The 18,962-nt window shown below is 71.6% G+C and carries 21 protein-coding genes; 12 read left to right on the top strand and 9 right to left on the bottom strand.

Annotation, left to right across the window (positions count from 1 at the left end):
* The first annotated feature begins 27 nt into the window (after positions 1-27).
* From ACLQ2R_RS29405 to ACLQ2R_RS29415, 3 genes are read left to right on the top strand one after another with little or no spacing between them, the layout of a single operon-like run.
* Entirely contained in the window at positions 28-1,194 is a 1,167-nt protein-coding gene (locus ACLQ2R_RS29405; protein ID WP_425964086.1) for a glycosyltransferase, read from the top strand.
* On the top strand, positions 1,182-3,083 hold the full coding sequence (asnB, locus tag ACLQ2R_RS29410; RefSeq protein ID WP_425964087.1) for an asparagine synthase (glutamine-hydrolyzing): 1,902 nt from the start codon (positions 1,182-1,184) through the stop codon (positions 3,081-3,083). Before ACLQ2R_RS29405 ends, asnB begins: the two co-directional genes overlap by 13 nt.
* On the top strand, positions 3,080-4,453 hold the full coding sequence (locus ACLQ2R_RS29415) for a lipopolysaccharide biosynthesis protein (RefSeq protein WP_425964088.1): 1,374 nt from the start codon (positions 3,080-3,082) through the stop codon (positions 4,451-4,453). Before asnB ends, ACLQ2R_RS29415 begins: the two co-directional genes overlap by 4 nt.
* On the opposite strand, the gene ACLQ2R_RS29420 is transcribed toward ACLQ2R_RS29415, so the two are convergent.
* Positions 4,355-5,533, bottom strand: a complete 1,179-nt coding sequence (locus ACLQ2R_RS29420) for a class I SAM-dependent methyltransferase (protein WP_425964089.1) — start codon at positions 5,531-5,533, stop codon at positions 4,355-4,357. The two genes, ACLQ2R_RS29415 and ACLQ2R_RS29420, sit on opposite strands and share 99 nt — an antisense overlap.
* A gap of 295 nt (positions 5,534-5,828) precedes the next feature.
* Here ACLQ2R_RS29420 and ACLQ2R_RS29425 point away from each other — a divergent pair, with 295 nt between their 5' ends.
* The 4 genes from ACLQ2R_RS29425 to ACLQ2R_RS29440 all read left to right on the top strand — a co-directional run bounded on the left by ACLQ2R_RS29425 (position 5,829) and on the right by ACLQ2R_RS29440 (position 9,397).
* On the top strand, positions 5,829-6,728 hold the full coding sequence (locus ACLQ2R_RS29425; protein ID WP_425964278.1) for an ABC transporter ATP-binding protein: 900 nt from the start codon (positions 5,829-5,831) through the stop codon (positions 6,726-6,728).
* Positions 6,729-6,763: 35 nt separating this feature from the next.
* On the top strand, positions 6,764-7,483 hold the full coding sequence (locus tag ACLQ2R_RS29430) for an ABC transporter permease (RefSeq protein WP_425964090.1): 720 nt from the start codon (positions 6,764-6,766) through the stop codon (positions 7,481-7,483).
* A 154-nt stretch (positions 7,484-7,637) separates the two neighbouring features.
* Complete coding sequence (locus tag ACLQ2R_RS29435; RefSeq protein ID WP_425964091.1) at positions 7,638-8,798, top strand: sensor histidine kinase; 1,161 nt, start codon at positions 7,638-7,640, stop codon at positions 8,796-8,798.
* Entirely contained in the window at positions 8,795-9,397 is a 603-nt protein-coding gene (locus ACLQ2R_RS29440; RefSeq protein WP_425964093.1) for a response regulator, read from the top strand. The genes ACLQ2R_RS29435 and ACLQ2R_RS29440 overlap by 4 nt, the downstream gene beginning before the upstream one ends.
* Before the next feature lie 84 nt (positions 9,398-9,481).
* Here the strand turns inward: ACLQ2R_RS29440 and ACLQ2R_RS29445 are convergent, their stop codons facing one another.
* The 4 genes from ACLQ2R_RS29445 to ACLQ2R_RS29460 all read right to left on the bottom strand — a co-directional run bounded on the left by ACLQ2R_RS29445 (position 9,482) and on the right by ACLQ2R_RS29460 (position 12,064).
* Positions 9,482-10,348, bottom strand: coding sequence for a hypothetical protein (locus tag ACLQ2R_RS29445; protein ID WP_425964095.1), 867 nt, complete (start codon positions 10,346-10,348; stop codon positions 9,482-9,484).
* A complete protein-coding gene (locus ACLQ2R_RS29450) occupies positions 10,345-10,893 on the bottom strand; it encodes an RNA polymerase sigma factor (protein ID WP_425964097.1) in 549 nt (182 codons plus the stop codon). Before ACLQ2R_RS29450 ends, ACLQ2R_RS29445 begins: the two co-directional genes overlap by 4 nt.
* Before the next feature lie 259 nt (positions 10,894-11,152).
* On the bottom strand, positions 11,153-11,428 hold the full coding sequence (locus ACLQ2R_RS29455) for a hypothetical protein (protein WP_425964099.1): 276 nt from the start codon (positions 11,426-11,428) through the stop codon (positions 11,153-11,155).
* A 114-nt stretch (positions 11,429-11,542) separates the two neighbouring features.
* Positions 11,543-12,064: a UTRA domain-containing protein gene (locus ACLQ2R_RS29460; protein ID WP_425964101.1), complete on the bottom strand. Its 522-nt coding sequence runs from the start codon at positions 12,062-12,064 to the stop codon at positions 11,543-11,545.
* A gap of 114 nt (positions 12,065-12,178) precedes the next feature.
* Between ACLQ2R_RS29460 and ACLQ2R_RS29465 the strand changes: the two genes are divergently transcribed.
* Positions 12,179-12,373, top strand: coding sequence for a hypothetical protein (locus tag ACLQ2R_RS29465; protein WP_425964103.1), 195 nt, complete (start codon positions 12,179-12,181; stop codon positions 12,371-12,373).
* Between the two features lie 161 nt (positions 12,374-12,534).
* Here ACLQ2R_RS29465 and ACLQ2R_RS29470 read toward each other — a convergent pair whose 3' ends face one another.
* Positions 12,535-12,834: a ferredoxin gene (locus tag ACLQ2R_RS29470; RefSeq protein WP_425964104.1), complete on the bottom strand. Its 300-nt coding sequence runs from the start codon at positions 12,832-12,834 to the stop codon at positions 12,535-12,537.
* A gap of 8 nt (positions 12,835-12,842) precedes the next feature.
* On the bottom strand, positions 12,843-14,042 hold the full coding sequence (locus tag ACLQ2R_RS29475; RefSeq protein ID WP_425964106.1) for a cytochrome P450: 1,200 nt from the start codon (positions 14,040-14,042) through the stop codon (positions 12,843-12,845).
* A gap of 102 nt (positions 14,043-14,144) precedes the next feature.
* Here ACLQ2R_RS29475 and ACLQ2R_RS29480 point away from each other — a divergent pair, with 102 nt between their 5' ends.
* Positions 14,145-14,789: a TetR/AcrR family transcriptional regulator gene (locus ACLQ2R_RS29480; protein ID WP_425964108.1), complete on the top strand. Its 645-nt coding sequence runs from the start codon at positions 14,145-14,147 to the stop codon at positions 14,787-14,789.
* A gap of 52 nt (positions 14,790-14,841) precedes the next feature.
* Here ACLQ2R_RS29480 and ACLQ2R_RS29485 read toward each other — a convergent pair whose 3' ends face one another.
* Positions 14,842-15,120 carry a hypothetical protein gene (locus tag ACLQ2R_RS29485; protein ID WP_425964110.1) on the bottom strand — a complete coding sequence of 93 codons (279 nt, stop codon included), beginning with the start codon at positions 15,118-15,120 and terminating at the stop codon, positions 14,842-14,844.
* 93 nt (positions 15,121-15,213) lie between these two features.
* Between ACLQ2R_RS29485 and ACLQ2R_RS29490 the strand changes: the two genes are divergently transcribed.
* Together ACLQ2R_RS29490 and ACLQ2R_RS29495 are read left to right on the top strand one after the other, a co-directional pair.
* Complete coding sequence (locus tag ACLQ2R_RS29490; protein ID WP_425964112.1) at positions 15,214-15,900, top strand: nucleoside/nucleotide kinase family protein; 687 nt, start codon at positions 15,214-15,216, stop codon at positions 15,898-15,900.
* Positions 15,901-16,029: 129 nt separating this feature from the next.
* Entirely contained in the window at positions 16,030-16,269 is a 240-nt protein-coding gene (locus tag ACLQ2R_RS29495) for a hypothetical protein (RefSeq protein ID WP_425964114.1), read from the top strand.
* A 237-nt stretch (positions 16,270-16,506) separates the two neighbouring features.
* Here the strand turns inward: ACLQ2R_RS29495 and ACLQ2R_RS29500 are convergent, their stop codons facing one another.
* The gene (locus ACLQ2R_RS29500; RefSeq protein ID WP_425964116.1) at positions 16,507-17,802 is read right to left on the bottom strand and encodes an endonuclease Q family protein; all 1,296 of its coding nucleotides are present in this window, start codon (positions 17,800-17,802) and stop codon (positions 16,507-16,509) included.
* Positions 17,803-18,030: 228 nt separating this feature from the next.
* Between ACLQ2R_RS29500 and ACLQ2R_RS29505 the strand changes: the two genes are divergently transcribed.
* Entirely contained in the window at positions 18,031-18,849 is an 819-nt protein-coding gene (locus ACLQ2R_RS29505; RefSeq protein WP_425964118.1) for an SAM-dependent methyltransferase, read from the top strand.
* Positions 18,850-18,962 lie beyond the last annotated feature (113 nt).

Raw genomic sequence — 18,962 nt, forward strand, 5'->3', positions numbered from 1 at the left:
ACGGTCACCGAAAGTAAGCTCGCGGACGTGAAGAGTGGTCATGAGCTGGTCTCGTCCAGGAAGGCACCGACCGGAGGGCTTCGTCGCGTCGTGCTGCTGACCGGCCAGCTACGGGTCGGCGGCACCGAGAAACAGATCCATCTCCTGGCCACCGGCCTGGCCCGCAGCGGGGTGGAGGTCGACGTGGTGACGCTGCACTCCGGGGGGCTCTACGGCGACGCGCTCGAACGCGCCGGCATCTCCGTGCACAACGCCGGGTTCACGGCCCTGTCGGCGGGGATCACCGCCCTTCCGCACAACCTGCTCGCGGCGGCGCGCCTCGTCAGGACCGTGCGGAGGCTCAGGCCGGACGTGCTGCACGCCTTCCTCTACCACGCCTACGTGATCGGCGCGCCGCTCGCCTGGCTCGCCAGGGTCCCCGTCATCGTGGCGGGACGGCGCAGCCTGAGCGTCTTCAAACGGCTCCGGTACGGCAGCCGCCCCCTGGAACGCCTCGCCGCCCGGCTGACACGGCACGTGGTGGCCAACGCCGTGGCCGTGGCGGAGGACGCCAGGAAAGTGGAGGGCCTCGCCAGGGAGAAGATCAGTGTGATCTACAACGGCCTGCCCGAGTCGGCCTTCATGCCCGCCGCGCCCGCGTCGATCAGCACCGACCTGCCGGTCGTGTGCTGCGTGGCCAACCTGATGACGTACAAGGGACACCGCTTCCTCGTCGAGGCCGTGGCGCTGCTGGCCGCCCGGGGCAGGCCGTGCACGCTGGTGCTCGCGGGCGAGGGTCCCGAGCGCGACGTCCTGGTGCCGCAGGCGGCGGCCCTGGGGGTGGACCTGCGCCTGCTGGGCCTTCGCCGGGACGTCGAGGCCCTGCTGCACCGGGCCTCGGTGGTGGTGCTGCCCTCCCTCCACGAGGGGATGAGCAACGCGGTCATGGAGGCGATGGCGGCGGGCAGGCCGATCGTCGCCACCGCGGTGGGCGGGACCTGCGAGCTGCTGCGCGGGCGCGGCCTGCTGGTCCCCCCGCGAGGGCCCGGGGAGCTGGCCGACGCCCTGGAGCGCGTACTGGACGACCCCCGCCTGGGAGCCTCCCTCGGCGGCGCCGCGCGCGCCTGGGCACTGGACAACCTCCGCGTGGACTCCATGATCGACCGTCACCTGGAGCTGTACGGGCGCCTGCTGGAGGAGCGATGTGCGCGATAGCCGGCGCCGTCTCCGCGGGCGGGGTGGACCCGGGGACGGTCCTGGCGATGTGCGAGACCATGGCGCACCGCGGCCCCGACGGCGACGGCCTGCACGTGGAGCACTCGGCCGTGCTCGGCGCGCGCCGCCTGGCCGTCGTCGACGTGACCGGCGGCGACCAGCCCGTCCGCAGCGAGGACGGCCGCGTCGTCGCGGTGTTCAACGGCGAGATCTACAACTTCGCCGAACTCCGGGCCGAGCTGCTGGCCAAGGGGCACCGCCTGGCCGCGAGCGGCGACTCCGAGTGCCTGGTCCACCTGTACGAGGAACACGGCGATGCCCTGGTGCACCGCCTGCGCGGCATGTTCGCCTTCGCCCTCTGGGACGGGCACAGGCGCAGGTTGCTGCTGGCGCGCGACCGGGTCGGCAAGAAGCCGCTCTACTGGGGGGTCCGGTCCGGCTCGCTCCGCTTCGCCTCCGAGCTGAAGGCGCTGATCGCCGACCCGGAGTGGCGCGGCGAGGTCGACCCGGTCGCCCTGCACCACTACCTGACGTTCCAGTACGTCCCCGCCCCCTGGTCGATCGTCCAGGGCATCGGCAAGCTCCCGCCGGGCTCGACCCTGGTGTGGCAGGAGGGCCGCGTCCGCGTCGACCGCTACTGGCGGCTGGACGCCACCCCCCGCCCGGTGGCCGCCGCCGACGAGGAGGCGGAGGCGGAACGGCTGCGCGAGCTGCTGCTGGAGGCGACCCGGCTGCGGATGGCCGGGGAGCGCCCGATCGGCGCCTACCTGTCGGGAGGGGTCGACTCCTCCGCCGTCGTCGCGGCGATGGCACGCCAGTCCTCGCGGCCGGTCCGCACGTTCTGCGTCGGCTTCGACCACGCCGCCTTCGACGAGCGCGAGCACGCCCGGCGGGTGGCCGCCCTCTACGGCACCGACCACTCGGAGCTGACGCTCTCCGACGCGCCGCTGGAGGTGTTCCCCGCCCTGTCGTGGCACTTCGACGAGCCGTTCGCCGACTCCTCGGCGATCCCCAGCCTGCTCGTCGCCCGGATGAGCGGCCGGGAGGTGACGGTGGCGCTCACCGGGGACGGCGGGGACGAGTCCTTCGGCGGCTACCGCCGCTACCTGATGCTGCGGCGGGCCGCCCGGCTGCGGACGCCGCCGGTGATGTCGCCGCTGCTGGGGGCGGCGGGCAGGAGCCTGCAGGTTCTGTCGCGCCAGGGGTCGGCGCTCCGCAAGGCGGGCTGGGGCCTGGAGCTGGCCGGGCTGCCGGCGGCCGACAGGTACACGCGGCTGATGTCCTACTTCACCGGGGAACAGAAGTGGGGGATCTACACCCCCTGGCAGCGGGGCCGGGTGGGGGGCGTCCGCAGCGGCGCCCTCGTCGAGCGGGCCTTCGCCGAGTCCTCGGCCGGCTGCGACCTCACCCGGTTCATGGACGTCGACGTCAACACCTACCTGCCCGGCGACCTGCTGGTGAAGACCGACCTCAGCACGATGGCCTGCTCGGTCGAGGCGCGCTCCCCCTTCCTGGACCACGTCCTGATGGAGTGGGCCGCGGGCCTGCCCGGCGAGCTGAAGATCCGCGGCGGGACGACGAAGTACCTGCTCAAGCGCGCCCTCGCGGGCTGGCTGCCCGCGGACCTGCTGCGGCGCCCGAAGATGGGGTTCGGGGTGCCGCTGGCCTCCTGGCTCAGGGCCGGGCTGCGTCCTCTCGCGCACGACCTGCTGACCGACGCCACCGCCCGCGGCCGGGGGATCTTCGACCCGGGGGCCGTCGCCCGCCTGCTCGCCGAGCACGCCGCGGGCCGGGACCACTCCGACCGCATCTGGGCCCTGCTGCAGTTCGAACTGTGGCACCGCACCCACCTGCCCGCCCGCCCGTCCGCCGATCACCCGCCCGCGTGAGCGCCCCGTCGCCTTCCACGTCGTCCTCCCCGCCGCTCCCCGCGTCCGCGCCGCTCCCCGCGTCCGCGCCGCGACGTCGCGACGCGACCGCCGCCCGCCTGGTCCACCTGCTCCTGACCCGCGTGACCCTCGCCGTGGCCGGGGCACTGACCAGCGTCGTCGTGGCCCGCGCACTGGGACCGGAGGACCGCGGTGTCTACTGGGTGGTCGTCACGGTCGCGATCACGGCGGCGGCTGTCGGGAACCTGTCGGTGGAGAGGTCACAGACGGCCCTGTGGACGCGGGAGGGCCGCCGGCCGTCGATCTCGGCGAACGCGCCGTGGCTGGGACTCGCCGTGGGCACGGTGGCCGCGGTCACCGCGTTCGCGGCCGTCCTGCCTCCCGGCACCGCCGTGACGGTCGTCGCGGACCGCCCCACGCTGGTGTGGGGGCTGGTCGCGGTGCCCGTCATGACGGCGATCGTCTACGTCGGCAACGTGCACGTCCTGCGCGCCCGCACCGGGGTCGTCAACCGGGGCTCGCTGGCCGGGGCGGCCGTGCAGTGCTCCGCCCTGGCGGCCCTGGCGCTTCCCGGCCGGCTCACCGTCGAGGGGGTGGTGATCGTCTGGACTCTCTCCGCCGTGGTGAACCTGCTGCTGTTGCTGCCGTCCCTGCCGGTGCGCCGGCCACGCGGGCGGAGGCTGGCCGCCCGCACGCTCTCGTGCGGGCTGCGCCACCACCCGGGTTACGTCTGCCACTTCCTGCTGCTGCGGCTCGACATCCTCGTCCTGAACGCCATGGGCACGCCCGCCGCCGTGGGCGTCTACTCCATGGCGGTGACGCCCGCCGAGCTCCTGCGGGCCATGACCGGCACGGTGGTCCAGCTCGCGCTCCCCCGGCAGATGGAGTCGAGCCTGGAGGAGGCGGCGGCGTACACGGCGCGGACGATCCGGATCACCGGTGTCCTGGCCGTCTCCTCGGCCGTCCTGTTCTGCCTGGCGGGCCCGGTCCTGGTGGTCGCCGCCACCGGACCGGCGTTCGCGGGGTGCGTCGTGCCGATGCTGGTGCTCGCACCGGGCGTGGCGGCCGCGGCGACGGCGGCCCCGGCCGCGGCCTACCTGCTCCGCCTCGACCTGCCGTTCCCCGCCGCGCTGATGTACGGCGCCGCGCTGCTGGCGAACCTCGTCCTGAACGTCCTGCTGATCCCTCCGATGGGCGTCACGGGGTGCGCCCTGGCGTCCACGGTCGCCTACACGATGCTCGCCGCCGCCCAGGCAGGCTGGTTCGCACGCTCAGCCGGGGTGTCCCTGCGCCGGCTGATCCCGGGTGCCGCCGAGGTAGGAGAGATCGTCCGACGGCTCCACGGGCTCCTGCGCGCCGGCCGTCCCTGAGGGGGCCCGCGTGACCATCGGGTCGGAAAGCTCCCGCCCACCGGCCGGTCGATCCGATGTGTCCGGCCGCCGGAGCAGGTACTCGTTGCAGCCGAGCCCGCCCGCGCACGTCTTGAGGACCAGGAGGCCGAGATCGTGCGCGCGGGCGCGGGCGAGGACCTGCTCGGGCCTGGAGACCTCGAACGGGTAGCCGCCCACCCAGTCGAGCATGTCGTGCCGGCGCGACATGCCCCGCGGCTGGACGTCCGCGGGACCGGCCCCGCCACGCAGCAGCCGCGCGATCCTGAGCAGGGGCCAGGCCCGGTAGACGTAGAGCGCGCTCCCGGCGATCAGGGCGCCGCGGGTCACCGGCCCCGACCGGTTGTAGCGCCGTTTCACGGCGGTCCAGACCCGGCTCTGCCCGCCCTGGTCGTTGTAGAGCGAGACGAACAGCAGCCCGCCCGGGGCGACGAGCCCGACGGCGGCGTCGAAGGCCCGCCACATGTGCCCGGTGTGGTGCAGCACCCCCCAGGCGTACACCACGTCGAAGGTCCCCAGCCGCGCGAGACGGCCGCCGTCCAGGATCGACCCCTTCTCGATCGTCCAGCAGGCACCGGCCGATTCCCGCGCGACCTTCCCGGAGGCACCGGCCGGCTCCCGCACGACGTTCCCGGAGGCGCCGGCCGATTCCCGCACGACGTTCCCGGAGGCGCCGGCCGGCTCTCGTTCGACCGCCGGGGAAACCCCGGTCGCCTCCCGCTCGACCGTCAGGCAGGACCGGGGCGTTCCCCCCTCGACCGTCCCGGAGGCCTCGGGGGCGAAGGCGCGCCGTAGCCGTACGGCGGACTCCACCGCCTCGGCGTCGGAGTCGAAGGAGTGCACGCGTGCCCCGAGGCGGTACGCGGCGAGCGAGAACAGGCCACTGCCGCACCCCACGTCGAGGAAGGTGCGCCCGGCGAGGTCCTCGACGCCCAGGGTCGCCCGCAGCGAGTCGACCGCGCGCCGGATGCGATCTTCGTCGACGAGCCCGACGAAGGACTTCCAGTTGCGGCCGAAGGCGAACCTGTCACCCCGCCTGACCTGCAGAAGGTTCTCGTCCACCGTCGTCTCCTGTCACCTGCCGCGCGAGGACCACCGTACGATTATCGACAACGTATCGTGACTCGAAGATCACCCTGCGGAGGCGACGCCGGAGTGGCCGGCGGACGTCGATCGACGACGTCCTTTCCGCTTTCGGGCACACCTGTGAATCGCCGGCCACGATTTCGGATGACGACGAGCAACGATGTTCCGGTAGCCGTGACGCCACGTCATGCGTTCAGGCCGGGAATGTCACGTCCGGGTCGTGACGTGGTCGCACTGCTCGGTGAGGGCGGTGGCTGATGGGATCGACGGCATGTCCTCGACACCGGTCATCGACGTTGAACGTCTGAATCTCACATACGGCGACTTCCCTGCCGTGAAGGACCTGTCCTTCCAGGTGCGGCCAGGGGAGCTCTACGCGCTGCTCGGCACGAACGGGGCGGGGAAGACCTCGGCCCTGGAGACCGTCGAAGGTCACCGCAGGGCCACCTCGGGCACCGTGCGGGTCTTCGGGAAGAGCCCGCAGGACCGGCGCACCGTGCGGCCCAGGATGGGCGTCATGCTGCAGGAGAGCGGGTTCTCCCCGGACCTGACGGTGCGGGAGTCGGTCCGGCTGATCGGGGGGCTCACCCGGCGCACGGACACGGTCGAGCGCGTGCTCGGCGTCGTGAACCTCACCCGCAGGGCCGCCACCAAGGTCTCCCAGCTCTCCGGTGGCGAGAAGCGACGCCTGGACTTCGCCACCGCCGTGTACGGGACACCTGAGCTGATCTTCCTGGACGAGCCCACCACCGGCCTGGACATCCAGTCCCGGGACGATCTGTGGACCACCGTGGACAGGCTGCGCGAGGCCGGCTCCACCGTCGTTCTCACCACGCACTACTTGGAGGAGGCGCAGCAGCACGCCGACCGCATCGGTCTCATGCACGAGGGCACCCTCCACCGGGAGGGGACCGTCTCCGAGCTGACGCGGACCCTGCCCTCCACGGTCCGCTTCTCCCTGCCGGGCCCCGCCCCGGTGGCGCCGCTGCCGCTGCCGGCCGTACGCGACGGCGACGGAACGTTCCTCGTCGAGACCTTCGGCCTGCAGAAGGACCTGCACGTCCTGCTGGGCTGGGCGCAGGAGCACTCGGTGGAGTTGCGGGACCTCCAGGCCGGACCGACCCGGCTCGACGACGTCTTCCGCGCCATCGGCAACGACCGCACCCCCTGACCTTTTCCCGACCCTCTGTGAAAGGGCGCCTCGCCATGCTCTCGATCGCTCTCGGCGAGCTGATCCAGATCTTCCGGAACCGGCTGGTCCTGGTCACCGGTCTCGTCATGCCCGCGGTGGTCAGCGGGTTCTTCATCCACCGGCACGAAGCCTTCGCGGCCCTGGGCAGCCTCGGGTACATCGCGGCGATCATGATGTTCACCGTGGGGGCGTTCGGGCTCTACACCACCGCGGTGACGACCCTGGCCTCCCGCAGGCAGAACCTCTTCCTCAAGCGGCTGCGTTCCACCGCGGAGGGCGACACCGGCATCCTGTCCGGGCTTCTCCTCCCGATCACCGCCATCTCGCTGGTCCAGGTGACCGTGATCATGACCGTGCTGGCGGTGGTCGCGGGCCGGCCGGACAACGTCCTCCTCCTGGCGGCGGCCGTCCTCTCGACGCTGATCATGATGATCGGCCTGGCGCTGGCCACGGCGGGGCTGACGAACTCCCCCGAGCACGCCCAGGTGACCACGCTGCCCGTCAGCCTCGGCGCCATCGCCGTGGCCACCTGGGTGGGCATCACCGGCACCGAGGAGCTCACCCTGCTCAAGCGGCTGCTTCCCGGGGGCTCGGCCACCGAACTGGCCGTCAACGCCTGGAACGGCGGCGTTCCGGTCGCCGAGTCCCTGCTCCTCCTGGCGCCCACGCTGAGCTGGGTGATCGTCGCCGTCGCGCTGGCCTCCCGGATCTTCCGCTGGGAACCGCGCCGATGACGGCTCCCACCGGGAGGGGGCGGTCCCCGCGAGAGCACCGCGTACCGTGGACACGACCGACGCGGACGACCGCGGTCCGATCAGGCCCGGCCACGCGGACCGGCCCGTCCGGTGACCTCCGCGAACCGATCGTCCCGCGACCAGGTGAGGCCCAGTGAGCCCGACACACGCGGTGTCCCAGGACACCGAGCCCGCGCGGGAACGGCTACGCAGGCTCAACATCACCCTGTTCCTCCCGCTGCTCGTCACCGTCGGGGCGCTGCTGGTGGTGAGGGACGCCCGGACCTGGGGGGAGGCCCTCGTCCTCGGCGCGGGCGTGGTGGCGGGCCTGGTGGCCTTCGTCCGGTGGGCGGCGGGCGACGTCCTGCGTGTCGCGCTCCCCTGCCTGGTCGTCACCGCGGCCGTGTGGCCCTTCTCCGTACTGCTGGCCGACGGCGGCGCGGCGTTCTACGGCCTCGCGATCGTGGGCTCCTACGCCATCCCGCAGCTCCCGCGCCACCGGGTCGCGGCGGCCGCGGGGCTGATCGCCTACGTCGCCGCGGTGGGCGCGTCGAGGCTGCTGGTCACCGGGGGAGACCTCTCCGGCGTCCTGATCGAGTACGTCATCGTCCCCGCGGGCGCCACCGCGATCTTCGTCGGCCTCATGTTCCCCAACAGGCGCTTCTACGGCCTCGTCGAGGAGCTGGAGGAGGCCCGGGAGCGCGAGGCGGAACTGGCCGTCATCCGTGAACGCGTCCGGTTCGCCAGCGACCTGCACGACATCCAGGGCCACACCCTGCACGTGGTGAAACTGAAGATCGCGCTGGCCCAGAGGCTGGTACGCGGCGACGCCGAGCGGGCGGAGCAGGAACTCCGCGAGGTGCACGCCCTGGTCAGCGACACCATCACCCAGACCAAGGAGCTCGCCTACGCCCAGCGGCGGCTCAACCTGTCCGCGGAGCTGGAGAACGCGAAGAACCTCTTCGAGGCCGCGGGGATCGGCGTGCGCGTCGACCGCGAGAGCGAGGTCGACGCCGGTGTGGGCGAGCTGCTCGGCCAGGTCCTGCGGGAGACGACGACCAACATCCTGAGGCACGCGCAGGCCGGGCAGGTGCGCATCGACCTGTCGGCCTCCGGCATCGCCATCGTCAACGACGGCGCGCCGGAGGCCCCCCTTCCCGCGCTCCGTGGGCTCGCCACCCTCCGGGAACGCGTGGCGGCCGGCGGGGGAGAGCTGACCGTGGAGCAGAAGGACGGGCGTTTCCTGACGGCCGCGACGTTCCCGCACGACGATTCGGACGCCGCTCCCCGCAGCGTGGAAGGACGACCGACATGACCACCGTGGTGCTGGCCGACGACGAGGCCCTCCTGCGCAAGGCGCTGGCGGCGCTGCTCCCCCTGGAGGGTGAGATCACCGTTCTCGCCGAGGCGGAGGACGGCGAGACGGCCGTCCAGGCCACGCTGCTGCACCGGCCCGACGTGCTCGTCATCGACCTGGAGATGCCCGGCACGGACGGGCTCGAGGCCGTCGCCGAGATCCGCCGCACACGGCCGGACCAGGTGATCCTCATGCTGACCCGCCACGCCAGGCCCGGGGTGCTGCGCAAGGCGCTGAAACTCGGCGTCCAGGGCTTCGTCAGCAAGTCCGCGGAGCCGGCGCACATCGTCTCCGTCATCGCGACCCTGCACGGGGGCAGGCGATGGATCGACCCGGACGTCTCCGCCCTCGCCGTCGTCGACGACTGCCCGCTCACCGACCGCGAGATCGACGTGCTGCGGGCGACCGGCGAGGGCTACTCGGCCGCCGACATCGCCACCCGCCTCCACCTGGCGGAGGGCACGGTACGCAACTACCTCTCGAACGCGATGCAGAAGACCCAGACCAGAACCCGCCACGAGGCGGCCCGCTACGCCCGCGAACACGACTGGCTCTGACCCCCGAGGGAGGTCCCGGGGGTCTCCGAAGGCCTTTTCCTCGGGGACGTCGGGGGCCGCTTGTGCGCATCGATCCCGCATCGGTCAGAAGCCGGGCGGCCGGGTCGCGTCCGGGCCAGGCGTGACGTGCAAGATGATCACACCGTCGTTGTAGGTTTCAGCCGACGCGACCGTCCAGCCGGGATCGATGCGGGAAGCGAGCACGTTTTCCTCCGTCTGGAAACCCTCCTCCCCGCTCCTCAACGGCCAGTCGAGCCCGTAGGACACCTTCAGGTCGTGCTCGCGCACGACACGGACCGCCTCGCCTGCGGATCGTCCCTGAAGTTCTACTCCGGCCAGCGCCTCACCCGGCCAGCTCGCGTCGGCGGGGTAGGCGTACCTCTCGCCGGGTTTCGCCGGGCGGCCCAGGTGCAACCGCACCGGCCCCTTGAGGTCGGCGGTGACGCGGAAAGCCGTCACGCATCCTTCGACGCGCTCGGCGCAGTCGGACACGGTGAACGACGCCTTGGCGCCGGGCCCGGCCTCGCCCAGGTCGGCTCCCACGACGGGGGACCGCTGTTGCGGCGAGACGGGGATCAGCTTCACCGTGACGTTGTCCAGGCCGACCTTGCGGAATGCCTTCTCCAGCTCGGCGGGGTCGGGATCGCCGTCGGTGATGTAGAAGTCGTACCTGTCGCCTTCGCGGTCGATCGTCACGGCCTGACTGGCGTACACCTGCTCGGACGTCGTGAACAGGGACGGGCCGACGACCAGGGCTCCCGCCAGGGCGGCGGTCGAGGCCACGCCGAGCAGTGCCCGGCGTGGAGACGGCGCGAAACGCCGCCGGGCCGGAGCCCGCTCCAGCAGGACGATCTCCGCCAGCAGCGCGTCCGCTCCTGAGGTGGAGGCTCGGCCGGACAGGTCCTTGTCCAGCACCCTCGCCCGGTTCCTGAAGAGCTGGTCGTTGTTCACCGTGACTCCTTCTCGATGAGCGTCCGCGCCTTGGGACGGACCGATGGGCGGATCTTCTCCATGGCTTTGGCGAAGCGTCTGCGGGCCCGGTGCAGGCGGATACGGGCGGCGTTGCGCGAGCATCCCAGCACCTCGGCGATCTGTCCGGGGTCGAGCTCTTCCCAGACCGCCAGAGCCAGCAGCTCGCGATCGTCTTCCGAGAGCAGATCCAGGGCCTGGCCCACCTCGTCAGGCCCGCGCCGGGGAGGGGCCGGGAGGTAGAGAGGCTCGGTCTCGGCCGTGAGCTCGGCGTGCCGGGTGGCTCTGCGTCGCTCGCCGCGACGGTGGTTGGCCAGAACCCGCCGGGCCACGCCGTACAACCAGAGCCTGGCGGCCTCGCCGTGCGGGAGCTCGTCCATCCGCCGCCAGGCGATCACAAAGGTCTCGGCCACGACGTCCGCCGCGTCCTCGGCACAGGAGCACCGCCGCGTGGCGTAACCGAGGATCTGCTCGTACGTTCGCCGGTACACGGCCTCGAACCGGGACCGGTCGTCTGCCTCATCCACGCGTCATCCTCGTCAAACCCTTTCGAACGCTCAGGGGGTTTCAATCCCTACGTGTCCGCGAGCGCCCGCAGAATTTCAGGCCGACGAGACTCACGCCCTGTCACCGACTCATCAGGAATGAGCCAGACCCGAAAAGTAAGGTGGCCGCGCGTACGGCAGAGATCTCTTGTTGACGCTGACCGTGTTCATCTGAGGTGTTGAAGGTGGACAAGGGCGGAGCCGCTCAGGCAGCTTCTCGCATACATTCGGGGCAAAGGAGTTACGAGATTGCGCCGTATGCCGCCGGGAAGCCCTGCTCGGTGAGCTGGCGGTTCACGTGCCGCATGATGCGGGCCACCCGGTCCGGGTCGGCTCTGCGGGCGCGTTCCCGCAGCAAGGCCAGCGCTCGCTGGTCGGCCATGCGCCTGGCGGCTACGGCGTCGTTGAAGACGGCGTCCACGCTGGTCGCCTTGCCGCCGGTGACCAGGCGCTCGGCGTAGGCGACAACGTCAGGGTCCACGGTGATCGTGATTCGGACCTTCTTGTCTCCGCTCATACTCAGACACTGGCAGCCCGGTGGGGGGGCGACAGCGAAAAGGCGCGAGTCGTGAGGCAGCAGACCGTCCCTCATCGGCACGGTGAGGACTTCCCGGGCTGAGCGGGTCGCCTCTCACAGCACGATGCGATCCACCCGCACGGCCCGGTCGCCGGGGATGACGATCGGATCCGCGACCTCGACCACGCGCTTCTTCGCGTACATCAGCCGAGTGATCGCGAACACCGGCACCCCGGCCGCGATCCCGAGCAGGTCGGCCTCTTCCGGCGTCGGCATGCGCGTCGCGGTTTCCTCGGTGACTTCGTCGACTTCGATGCCGAGCGTCCGCAGTTGGCCGATGTTGCCGCCCGGCCACGGCTCGTTGTTCGGGTCGGCGATCGGCGTGCCCTCGACGTCGCTGGCCAGCAGGCAGGAGCGCGCCGTCTGACTCGGGTTGCCCGAGGCGTAGAAGACGAACCGGCGTTCGAGGATGCGGGTTCCGGCCGGGACTCCGAACAGGCCGGCAAGGCGCTCGTCGGCTTGGAGCATCCGGTAGGCCTTGTCGAGCCGATACTGCGACCAGGTGATCCCGGCATCATGGGTGAAGCTCGTCTGCGGTCTGTCCTGCGGACCGGCGTCGGCAAGGTAGCGATCCATGGAGATGCGCCGTACGGGCGGCTGCTCCCGGACGTACGTGCCGGAGCCCTGCCGTGATTCGATCAGGCCCTCGTTGCGGAGGATCTCCAGGGTAGATCAACGACACCGGAGCCGGTGATTTCCGGCTGGCGGGTCATTCTCAGCGACAAGGGGCGGCTGTGGGCGTCCCGCGCCGTCCCGTTCACCGATGCCGAGTTCGATGCCGGGGCGGCGCGTACGGTCGACGCCGACACCCTCGACGCGCTGCGGGCCGAGGTCGAGCGGCAGGAGGAGGTCGCCCGGCGGGTGACCGGGCGGGTGGCCTCGTGATCCGGCGCGGGCCCGCGCCGGCCGGAGGGCGGCACCGCGACGGTCGCGACCGTATGGACCCCGCCCCCGTGCCCCGCCGTACGTGGGACCACCGGGCCCGCGCCGAGGCGGAGCGGCTGGATCGGGAATGGAAGGACTGGACCGTCATCTACGGCGCGTACTCACGTCTGTTCTTCGCGATCGCGTCCTGGCCGTTTCCCGCCCCGATGATCCTCCAGGCTCCCAGCGCCGGCGACCTCGAAGTCCGGATGTGCGGGGTCGTCATGGCCGTCGCCCACCGAGACGGCGCCCGCGGGGCACAGGTGGCGGGCTCGGCGGACGGCGGCGTGCAGCTCGGGCGGGGGCGTGTCGTCCAGGAGGACGACGGTGCCGCTCTCCTCGTCCTGGTCGAAGACCTCGGGCGCGGTGAGCGCGCACATGCCCGCCCCGGCGCACGACGCCGCGTCCGCGGTGACCTTCATGGCGCGTCCTACCATTCGACCGGCAGCGCCCGGACGCCGTAGATGGTCATGGTGTCGCGCATGGCCACCTCCTCGGCCGGTACGGCGAGACGGAGGCCGGGGAAGCGGTCGAACAGCATCGGGAAGGCGATGCGCATCTCCACCCGGGCGAGCTGCTGTCCCAGGCACTGGTGCAGCCCGTGCCCGAACGTCAGGTGGCCGCTCGCGGGGCGGGTGACGTCCAGGCGGTCGGGGTCGGGGAAGCGGGCGGGGTCGCGGTTGGCGGCCGGGACCGAGATCGTCACCACCTCGCCCGCCCTGATGAGCTCCCCCTCCACCTCGACGTCCTCCAGGGCGGCGCGCATCGGGCCGATGTGGATGATGCCGAGGTGGCGGAGCAGCTCCTCGACCGCGTTGTCGATCAGTGAGGGGTCGGCGCGCAGCGCGGCGAGCTGGTCGGGGTGCTCCAGCAGGGCGAACGTGCCGATCCCGAGCATGTTGGCCGTGGTCTCGTGTCCCGCGACGAGCAGCAGGAGCCCCACGTTGCCCAGCTCCTCGTCGGTCAGCTCGCCGTTCTCGATCAGTCCGCTGAGCAGGTCGTCGGCGGGGTCGGCGCGCTTGAGGGCGATGAGCCGGGCGAAGAAGGCGGCGATGCCGCCGATCGCCGCGCGGATCTCCTCCAGGGAGGACTCCAGGCTCAGCAGCGCCGCGGTGGCCCGCTGGAACTCGTCGCGGTCGGCGTAGGGGACGCCGAGCAGCTCGCAGATCACCAGCGAGGGGATGGGCAGCGCGAACGCGCGTACCAGGTCCAGGGGCGGCCCGGCCTTCTCCATGGCGTCCAGGTGTTCCCGGGTGATCTCGGCGATCCTGGGCTCCAGGGCCTTCATGCGCCGCACCGTGAACTGCGCGGTGAGCTGCCTGCGGTAGCGGGTGTGGTCGGGCGGGTCCATCCGGATGAACAGGCCGGGCTCGGCCGGGTGGCGCATCTCCTGCAGCAGCGGGTGGGGCACCGGGACGTTCAGCAGCTCGCGGCGGGAGCTGAACCGGGGATCGGACAGGATCGCCCGTACGGCGGAGTGGCCGGTCACCAGCCAGCCGGTCCGGCCGTCGGGGTAGAGCAGCGGGGCGACGGGCCGCTCCGCGCGCAGCGCGGCCAGCCGCTCGGGCGGGTCGAAGGGGCCGGGACGTCCGGTGGGAAAGGTGATCGCCTCGGATGGGGTCTGGGTCATCCGCGTTCCTCTCGTGATGGGCTCCGTCCCCTCCAGAAAACTACATCGGATGCAAAATTACAACACGTGCAGAGTTTTATCTTATGGATTAGGCTGTTCCGTATGGGTGAAGGGTCGGGCCTGCGCGAGCGCAAGAAGCTGCGCACCCGGCACGCCCTCATCGAGGCGGCGCTGGAGCTCTTCCTGAGCAAGGGCTACGAGCAGACGACCGTCTCGGAGATCGCCGCCGCCGCCGACGTCTCCACCCGCACCTTCTTCAGCTACTTCGCGAGCAAGGAAGACGTGATCTTCCACAACGCTCGTGAGGGCGCCGACCGCGCCCTGACGGTGCTCGCCGAGGCCGCGCCCGGGGAACGGGCCGCCGACCTGCTGGGCCGCGTCATCGCCACCGGCTTCGCCGCGATCGACATGGACGAACGGATCAGCCGGGAGATCGCCCCGATCAACCAGCTCACGATGACCGTCCCCTCGCTCCGGGCGCGGGGCCTGCTGCTCCTCTTCGACGTCCAGCGGGAGATCGCCGAGGCCCTGCACCGGGCCTGCCCCGGCGAGCTGAGCCTGACCGAGGCGTCGGCCGCCGTCGGGGCGGTGATCGGCGGCGCCAAGCTCGCCGCGTTCGTGCAGATGAGCCACGGCGCGTCCGCCGAGGAGATGATGCGTGCCGGCCGGGAGGCCACCGCGTTCGCCCTGGCCGCCCTGCGCGCCTCTCCTCCGGCCCAGGGACCGCATCCCCGCCGGGAGGTGTGAGACGGGCACGGCCCGCGCCGGGATGGCGCGGGCCGTGCGTGCGGTGCGGGACTCAGGGGGTGGGAACGGTGTCGATCCAGGTGGTCGAGGCCGAGCGGTCGCCGTCGGGGCCGCTGACCGGCGCGTCGGAGAACTTCACCCGGGCCGCGTAGGTGCCCTCCAGGAACTTGCGCCGGTGCAGCACCTCCGACTGCCGGGTGCCCGCCGCTGTGCCGCCGCTCCCGGCCTTGAGCCGCAGCGCCCTGTTGGCGCCGGAGAGGGCGGGGAAGGAGACGTTCTGCCTGGGCCAGCTCGCCCCGGGCACGCCGGGACCGCCGCTGCCGGTGCGCACGGTCCAGTTGTGGCGCCAGGGTGCCGGAGGTGAAGCTCACCTCCGGGTAGCGGTCGGCGGGCGGCGGGGGTCCGGCTCGGCTAGCGTTCGGGGATGACCTCCCTCGACGACCTGGTCGCCCGGGCCCGCTCCCTCGTACGCGACGGGCAGCGCGCGCTGCTGGGCATCACCGGCGGTCCCGGGGCAGGGAAGAGCACCCTCGCCGAGCACCTGGTCGCCCTGCTGCGTCCCGTGCCTCCCGAGGGGCTGACGGCCCGCGCGTGGGTGGCGTACGTGCCCATGGACGGTTTCCACCTCGCCGACGCCGAGCTCGACAGACTGGGACGGCGCGACCGCAAGGGGGCCCCGGACACGTTCGACGCGGCCGGTTACGCGGCCCTGCTCCGCCGCCTGCGCGACGACGAGGACGAGGTGGTCTACGCGCCCGCGTTCGAACGCGACCTGGAGCAGCCGGTCGCGGGGAGCATCCCGGTCGCGCGGGCCGCCCGGCTCGTCGTCACCGAGGGGAACTACCTGCTGCTCGACCGGGGTGACTGGGCGCGGGTGCGTCCCCTGCTGGACGAGACCTGGTACTGCGACCTCGCCCCCGACGAGCGGGTACGCCGCCTCGTCTCCCGCCACGAACGTTTCGGCAAGGACGCCGGCGCGGCCCTGGCCTGGACGCTCGGGAGCGACCAGCGCAACGCCGACCTCGTCGCGGCCACCCGCTCGCGCGCGGACCTCGTCGTCCCCGACGCCGTCCTGCGCGCCGTCGGGGACCGGGAGGCGACGAACGGCTGACCGTTCCGGTCACGGCGTGCGGCAGGAGCCGAACGGTGCTCGGCCAGAGTCTTGATCGTCGGTGTGGTTCGTTGTGACCGGCGCCCGGTTATACCCCCGCCGTACTATTCGCACACCATGGGGGGACACATGTCCGTTGCCCGATTCATCACTGCCGTGACCCTCACCGCCGGGGCGGTGACGCTCGCCGTCCCGGTCGCCTGCGCCGACCCCATGCCGCCGAGGCCCGCCGCCGAGGAGGGCTACCCGCCCTCGGGAACGCTGACCGTCAAGAACGGCGACCTCACCGAGACCTGGACGTGGAGGCCGGGTTACGAGGCATACCAGAGCAGCAAGAGCAACGAGCAGCGGATCAGGAAGAATCGCTGACCGCCCCGCCCCGCCCGGAACGGCGCGGGGCGGGATCCGTGCGACCCGTGAAGAACGGCATTCCTCGCCAATCTCCTCGGTGACGTCATCGGCACCGATACTGGCATCAAGTGCCACTCATCGGGATTAACGTGACGTCCCATGACGGAAACGCTACGACCGAAATCAAGGGCACGAATTCGGCGTTCATCCACGCGTGAATTCCCCCGATGAATCGGCGCGGCGAATGTCCGGAGACTAGAACAGCGTCGGGGCGGTGGCCGTCCGTTCCGGCTCGTCCGGGGCGAAGAGGTGGATCGTGCCGAACGTGCCGTCGTACCCCGGCTCGCGGATCACCTCGCCGCGGCGCAGCCGGTCGACGGCCTCGGCGAGCGGCTGCGAGTGGACGGCGATGTCGCCGACGGGCACGTCCTGCAGGATGGACAGCTCGGGGCCCAGCGCCACGGTGAGGTCGTCGACCAGCTTGACGACCTTCTTGCTCTTCGGGCCGACCCCGAGGACCTCTCCCGCGATCTCCGGCAGCGGCACCAGGCTGCGGAAGTCCTCGGCGTCGTCCGGGCGGAACCCCTCGGGCCGGTCGGCGAGATCCTCGACCCGGCTCAGTACCCCCACCGTGAGCAGCCTGCCGCACACCGGGCATCTCCCGCCGAGCTCGCGCGTCCCGGCGGGGTCGAGGCGGACCCCGCAGGCGCGGTGCCCGTCGAGGTGGTACTTGCCCTCCTCGGGAAAGAACTCGGTCGTGCCCGCGTACCCCTCCCCGGTCCGCAGGGCCCGCAGCACGGCGAAGTAGTCCAGGTCGGTGTCGAAGACCGTGGTCTCGCGGCCGAGCATGGGCGGCGAGTGCGCGTCGGAGTGGCTGACCAGGCGGTAGCGGTCCAGGGCGGAGACCCGCCGGTTCATCGCCGGATCGCTGGACAGGCCGGTCTCCAGGGCGAAGATCTCCTCCGACAGGTCGCCGTAGCACTCCTCGACCGTGTCGAACCCCGCCTTGGACCCGAACACGCCGAACCACGGCGTCCACACGTGGGCGGGGACCAGATAGGCGCCGTCACCGCTGCCCAGGGTGAGTTCCAGCAGGTCGCGGGAGTCCATGGCGAGGACGGGACGGCCGTCCGCGGCCAGGTCGCCCACCTTTTCGAGCTCGCGGTTGAACGCCGCGGCCTCGTCGAAGCCCGGCATGTAGACCAGGTGGTGGATCTTCCGGGTGCGCTCGCCGCGCCGGTAGACCGTGGAGACCTCGCTGGAGAGCATGAACCGCACCCGGCCCGGGACCACGCCGGCCGGCAGCGCGCCGCCGACGTCGGCGGCGGGGCCCGTGGCGAGGTCGTCGCGGAGCCGGAAGAGCCCCGGCTCGGCGGGGACGAGGCTCTCGCGCAGCCGCTCGAACCACACCGGATGGGTGAGGTCGCCGGTGCCCATCAGCGCGATGCCCTTGCGCTGCGCCCACCAGGTCAGATGTTCCAGGTCGCTGTCCTTGCTGCAGGCCCGGGCGTACCTGGAGTGGATGTGCAGGTCGGCATGAAAACGCATCATGACACTTTGCCACAGTGCGGGCAGGCGTCTACCGGAGACGGCCGGACCCGGCCGGGACCGGATCGGGCCTGATCAGACCTGTTCGGATCGTCGGGGCGAAAAGGTGGATCACGGGAAAGGGGGCACCGGGAAATAGGGTTGCCTAACAAGTGTGAAAAATGATGACTTCTCAATAGAGATCCACAGGAGGACCGATATTCCCTATCATTCCTTGGGACGAGGAGGGATATGACGAATCATGAAGCCGTCTCGGAGGGCATCGATCCGAGCACTCCGAGTGTCGCCCGGATGTACGACTACTACCTCGGGGGGAAGGACAACTTCGCCGCCGATCGGGATGCCGCGGACCAGTTTATCCAGGTATTGCCCGGTATTCGGGAGATGGTTCGAGAGAATCGGGCATTCCTCTCACGCGCCGTCGAACTGGTAGCACGCGAGGGCGTCGACCAGTTCCTCGACATCGGGTCGGGACTGCCGACACGGGAGAACGTGCACGAGGTCGCCCACCGCGTCGCGCCGGAGGCCCGGGTCGTCTACGTCGACATCGACCCCATCGTCCTGTCGCACGGCCGCGCGCTCCTGGAGGACAACCCCTACACCTCGGTCGTCCAGGCCGACATGCGGGAACCCGAGCTGCTCCTGGCGCATCCGGAGGTCGAGGGTGTCATCGACTTCACCCGCCCGGTCGCCGTGCTGCTGACGGCGATGTTGCACTTCGTCCCCGAAGAGGCCGTGGTCGACCGCATCCTGACCGCGATCCGCGAGCGGCTCGTCCCGGGAAGCCACGTGATCGTCACGCACGCCTTCGCGGGTGAGGTCAGCGCCGAGGTGCGCGAGGCCGGCCAGCGGCCCTACCGCCTGACCAGCGTCGGAGGACTCACCTCGCGCGGTCCGGAACGGCTCGCGGAGCTGATGGAGGGGCTGGAGATCCTGGAGCCGGGCATCGTCCCGGTGCACGCGTGGCGTCCCGACCCCCCCGGGGACGGCGAGGACGTCGTCATCGACCTCACCGAACCCGACATCCTCGGCCTCGTCGGACGCCGCTGACCCCGGCGCGGCCGTGTCGCCGACCTTCGTACGATCGTGACGCCGGCCTCCGCACGGCCGTGTCGCCGCGTTCCGTACCGCCGTGTCGCCGGCCTTCGTACGGCCGGGTCGAG

Origin of the sequence: Streptosporangium sp. DT93 (assembly GCF_049844535.1) — a bacterium.
Classification (GTDB): domain Bacteria; phylum Actinomycetota; class Actinomycetes; order Streptosporangiales; family Streptosporangiaceae; genus Streptosporangium.